Source organism: Brevundimonas sp., assembly GCF_036399195.1.
Lineage (GTDB): Bacteria > Pseudomonadota > Alphaproteobacteria > Caulobacterales > Caulobacteraceae > Brevundimonas.
On the sequence record NZ_DASWNO010000048.1, the window covers coordinates 1 to 4,392 of the forward strand.

Annotated in this window: 7 protein-coding genes; all 7 read right to left on the minus strand. The window is 68.7% G+C overall.

The features are described 5' to 3' along the window. Positions 1 to 495 (minus strand): MetQ/NlpA family ABC transporter substrate-binding protein (locus VGB60_RS02460; RefSeq protein WP_331036695.1); only part of this gene is annotated, 495 nt, incomplete at its 3' end. Between the two features lie 23 nt (positions 496 to 518). Next, positions 519 to 1,184 carry a methionine ABC transporter permease gene (locus tag VGB60_RS02465; RefSeq protein WP_331036696.1) on the minus strand — a complete coding sequence of 222 codons (666 nt, stop codon included), beginning with the start codon at positions 1,182 to 1,184 and terminating at the stop codon, positions 519 to 521. After that, complete coding sequence (locus VGB60_RS02470; protein ID WP_331036697.1) at positions 1,184 to 2,173, minus strand: methionine ABC transporter ATP-binding protein; 990 nt, start codon at positions 2,171 to 2,173, stop codon at positions 1,184 to 1,186. Before VGB60_RS02470 ends, VGB60_RS02465 begins: the two co-directional genes overlap by 1 nt. Then, positions 2,173 to 2,565, minus strand: a complete 393-nt coding sequence (locus VGB60_RS02475) for an iron-sulfur cluster assembly accessory protein (protein WP_331036698.1) — start codon at positions 2,563 to 2,565, stop codon at positions 2,173 to 2,175. The genes VGB60_RS02470 and VGB60_RS02475 overlap by 1 nt, the downstream gene beginning before the upstream one ends. A gap of 10 nt (positions 2,566 to 2,575) precedes the next feature. Beyond that, positions 2,576 to 2,974: an SUF system Fe-S cluster assembly protein gene (locus VGB60_RS02480; RefSeq protein WP_331036699.1), complete on the minus strand. Its 399-nt coding sequence runs from the start codon at positions 2,972 to 2,974 to the stop codon at positions 2,576 to 2,578. Then, positions 2,971 to 4,209: a cysteine desulfurase gene (locus VGB60_RS02485; protein ID WP_331036700.1), complete on the minus strand. Its 1,239-nt coding sequence runs from the start codon at positions 4,207 to 4,209 to the stop codon at positions 2,971 to 2,973. The genes VGB60_RS02480 and VGB60_RS02485 overlap by 4 nt, the downstream gene beginning before the upstream one ends. Next, on the minus strand, positions 4,188 to 4,392 hold a 205-nt coding region (locus VGB60_RS02490), incomplete at its 5' end, for a SufD family Fe-S cluster assembly protein (protein ID WP_331036701.1). The genes VGB60_RS02485 and VGB60_RS02490, both read right to left, overlap by 22 nt.

The window sequence follows — 4,392 nt, forward strand, 5'->3', positions numbered from 1 at the left end:
GCTCTGCAGCGGATTGGCCGGCTCCTTCAGGCGGATCAGGCCCGCCGACTGCAGCAGGATCAGCGACCGGCCGATCGACGAGGCGTCGTTGGGCACCGCGACTTCGGCCCCGTTCGGCAGCTGCTCCAGCGAACGGAAGCGCCGGGAGTAGGCGCCCAGCGGCTCGACGTGCACGCCGGCGACCGTGACCAGATCCGAGCCACGCGAAGCGTTGAACTCGTCCAGATAGGGCTTGGTCTGGAAGTAGTTCACGTCCAGCCGCCGCTCAGCCAGTTGGGTGTTCGGCTGGACGTAGTCGTTGAACACCTTGATCTCGATGTTCACGCCATCGGCCGCGAGGAGCGGCTTGATGTGCGCCAGGATTTCGGCGTGCGGCACCGCCGTCGCCCCCACCAGCAGCGGCGCATCAGCGGCCGCCGTCTTTTCGGACCCCTGCCCGCAGGCGGCGAGGACCAGAGAGGCGGCGGCGAGGGTCAGGAGCGAGCGGCGGATCATGAGCGGGCCTTTCGGGGGAGCGATCAGCGGTGGGAAACAGAGGCGACCAGACGGTCGCCGAGCATCTGGAGAAGCTGCACCAGCAGGAGCAGAAGCACGACGGTCACCACCATGACATCGGTCTGGAAGCGCTGGTAGCCGAAGCGGATGGCCAGATCGCCCAGGCCCCCCGCCCCGACCACGCCGGCCATGGCGGTGTAGGAGACCAGGGCGATGGCGGTGACGGTGGCTCCGGCGATGATGCCGGGCATGGCTTCCGGCAGCAGCGCCCGGGTGACGATCTGGAAGGTGGTGCCGCCCATGGCCTGGGTGGCCTCGACCACGCCCTTGTCGACCTCACGCAGGGCGGTCTCGACCAGCCGCGCATAGAAGGGCGCGGCGCCGACAACCAGCGGGGGGATGGCGCCGGCCACGCCGAGGGAGGTCCCGACCAGCAGCACCGTCAACGGCAGCATCACGATCAGCAGGATGATGAAGGGCACCGACCTCAGGATGTTCACGATCAGCGACAGCACGGCGTTCAGCACCGGGTTCGCCGCCAGGCGTCCCCGGCCCGAGAGGTACAGAAGAACCCCCAGCGGGACGCCGAAGAGCACCGTCAGAGCCATCGAGCCCCCGAGCATCAGCAGGGTGTCGCGGGTGGCGCGGGCGATCTCGGGCCAGTCCACGTTGGCGAAGAAGCTCTCCATCAGGCGGCCTCCACCGTCACGCCGCGGGCCGTCAGCTGGGCCACGGCCGCCTCGGCGTCGCCGCCGGTGAAGGCGACGACCAGCTGCCCGTAGGGCTCACCCCGAATGCGGCTGATCCGGCCAGAGAGGATTGAATAGTCGACGCCGACCGAACGGGCGACGCGGCTGAGCTCCGGCTCATAGGTCGAGCCGCCGCGGAAGGTCAGTTTGGCCAGCCGCCCCCCCGGGGGCACGGTGGAGGCGTCGAAGCCCTCCTCGCCTTCGGCCAGCATGGCGCGGGTCGCGGCGTGTCTCGGGTGCAGGAACACGTCGGCGGTCGCCCCCTGCTCCACCACCCGCCCGTCCTTAAGCACCGCCACCCGGTCGCAGACGCGGCGCACCACCTCCATCTGGTGGGTGATCAGCACGATGGTCAGCTTCAGATCGCGGTTCAGCTGGTCCAGCAGGCTCAGGATTTCGTCCGTCGTCTCGGGATCGAGCGCGCTGGTCGCCTCGTCGCACAGCAGCACGCCCGGCTCGCAGGCGAGGGCGCGGGCGATGCCAACGCGCTGCTTCTGGCCGCCGGACAGCTGCGCCGGATGCTTGCGGGCGTGCTCGGAGAGACCGAGCTGCTCCAGCAGGTCGGCGACGCGCCGGTCCACCTCTGCTGAAGGCCTGCCTTCCAGCTTCAGGGGAAAGGCGACGTTTTCGGCGATCGTCTTGGCGTTCAGCAGGTTGAAGTGCTGGAAGATCATGCCGATCCGACGGCGGGCGGCGCGCAGGTCGGCGGGCGCCAGCGCCGTCATCTCGCGGCCGTCGACGGTCACCCGCCCGGCTTCGGGGCGCTCCAGCAGGTTGATGGTCCGGATCAGGGTCGACTTGCCGGCGCCGGACCGACCCACCACGCCGAACACCTGCCCCGCCTCGACGGTCAGATCGACGGCGTCGAGCGCCACGCGTTCGCCGGCGGCGCTCCGAAAGCGTTTCGTGACCCCCTCCAGCCGGATCATCAGTCTGCGTCCAGCGCCTTGGCCGGGATGATGGTGACGCTCTCGCCGCAGCCGCAGGCGTCGGTCTGGTTCGGATTCCGGAACACGAATTTGGACGCCAGTTTCGTGGTCTCGTAGTCGATCTCCGATCCGATCAGGAACAGGATCGATTTCGGCTCTACGATGATCGTCGCGCCCTTGTCGGTCACCACCTCGTCCAGCGGCCCGATCTCGTCGGCGAAGGCGAAGGTGTATTCCTGGCCCGCGCAGCCCGCGTTTTTCAGGCCGACCCGCAGCGCCTTGTGTCCGCCCGCCTCGGTCAGCGCGCGCACCCGCTCGGCCGCCGCGTCCGTCAGGGTGACGACGGCGGGTCGGGGACGGCGCGGTCGGATCGCTGTCTGGAGTTCGCTCATCTATCGACCATCAGAACATATTCAGGGCCAGCTTGGCCTCGTCGCTCATCTTCGAAGGATCCCACGGCGGGTCGAAGACCAGATGGGCGCGGGCCGACCGGACGCCCTCGACCTTCTTGACCGCGTCCTCGATCCAGATCGGCATTTCGCCGGCCACCGGGCAGCCCGGCGCCGTCAGCGTCATCTCGATGACGACGTCGCGGTCGTCGGACAGGTCGACGCGGTAGATCAGGCCCAGCTCGTAGATGTCGACCGGGATTTCCGGATCGAACACGGTCTTCAGCGCCGTGATGATGTCGTCGGTCATGCGGTCGATCTCCGCCTGGGCCAGCGCGCTTTTCTGCGGCGCATCCCACGCCTCGGCGAAGGCCGGGCTGTCGGTGATCGGACTGGCTGTCGGGTCGCTCATGCGAAGAACTCACGGGCCTTGATCAGGGCGTCGGCGAAGGCGTCGGCGTCCTCGAGGGTGTTATATAGGGCGAAGCTGGCGCGGGCGCTCGACGTCACGCCGAACCTTTTCGACAGCGGTTCGGCGCAGTGCAGTCCGGCCCGGACCGCAACGCCGTAGCGGTCGACCACTTGGGCGATGTCGTGGGCGTGCGCGCCGTCGACGGTGAAGGCGAAGATCGCGCCCTTGTCCTCGGCCGTCCCGATCTCGCGCAGCCAGTTGAGGCCGTTCAGCCGGCTGCGGACGTGGGAGAGCAGAGCGCGCTCGTGGGTCTGGATCGCGGCGTTGTCGAACTGGTTCAGCCATGTGATGGCGGCGCCGAGGCCGACAGCCTGCACGATCGGCGGCGTTCCCGCCTCGAACTTGTGGGGCGGCTTAGCCCAGGTGATCCGGTCGCGTTCGACCGTCTCGATCATCTCGCCCCCGCCCTGATACGGCGGCAGCGCCTCCAGCGCCTCGGTGGTCCCGTAGAGGACGCCGACGCCCGTGGGCCCGAACAGCTTGTGGCCGGTGAAGACGTAGAAGTCGCAGCCGATCGCCTGCACGTCTGGCGTCGCGTGCACGGCGCCCTGGCAACCGTCGATCAGGACACGAGCCCCCGCCGCGTGCGCCAACCGCGTGATCTCGGCGATCGGATTGATGGTGCCCAGCACGTTCGACATGTGGGTGACGGCGACCAGCCGGGTCTTCGGCCCGAGCAGCGCCGCATAGGCCGCCATGTCGAGCGACCCGTCGTCCAGCACCGGAACCCAGCGCAGCACCGCGCCATAACGCTCGCGCAGCATGTGCCAGGGCACGATGTTGGCGTGGTGCTCCATCTCGCTGAGCACGATCTCGTCGCCCGGCTGGATGGACTGGCCGAGTCCAGCCGCGACGAGGTTGATCGCCTCGGTGCCGCCCTTGGTCCAGACGATGTTTTCAGCCGACGGGGCGTTCAGGAAGGCGGCGACGCTCTCCCGCGCCGACTCGAAGGCTTCGGTTGTCTCGTTGGCGAGCGTGTGCAGGCCGCGATGGACGTTGGCGTAGGAGCCCTCCATGACCGCGACCATAGCGCCGATCACCGCCCGCGGCTTCTGCGCGGACGCGGCCGAGTCGAGATAGACCAGCGGCTTGCCGTTCACCGACCGGGACAGGATCGGAAACTGCGCCCGGGCGGCGTAGGGGTCGAACAGGTTCACAGGCGAGCCGTCAGCCATTCCCTTGCCACCTCCCGCGCGCCGTCGTGCTCAATTCGGTCCACGACCTCGATCAGGAACGCCTGCGTCAGCAGCGCCCGCGCCTCGTCGATCGGCAGGCCCCGCTGCTGCATGTAGAACAGGGCGCTCTCGTCGAGATTGCCCACGGTGTTGCCGTGCGCGCACTGCACGTCGTCGGCGTAG

Coding starts and splice junctions, on each gene's coding strand:
- VGB60_RS02465 (WP_331036696.1), bottom strand. CDS start 1,184: ATGGAGAGCTTCTTCGCCAACGTGGACTGGCCCGAGATCGCCCGCGCC.
- VGB60_RS02470 (WP_331036697.1), bottom strand. CDS start 2,173: ATGATCCGGCTGGAGGGGGTCACGAAACGCTTTCGGAGCGCCGCCGGC.
- VGB60_RS02475 (WP_331036698.1), bottom strand. CDS start 2,565: ATGAGCGAACTCCAGACAGCGATCCGACCGCGCCGTCCCCGACCCGCC.
- VGB60_RS02480 (WP_331036699.1), bottom strand. CDS start 2,974: ATGAGCGACCCGACAGCCAGTCCGATCACCGACAGCCCGGCCTTCGCC.
- VGB60_RS02485 (WP_331036700.1), bottom strand. CDS start 4,209: ATGGCTGACGGCTCGCCTGTGAACCTGTTCGACCCCTACGCCGCCCGG.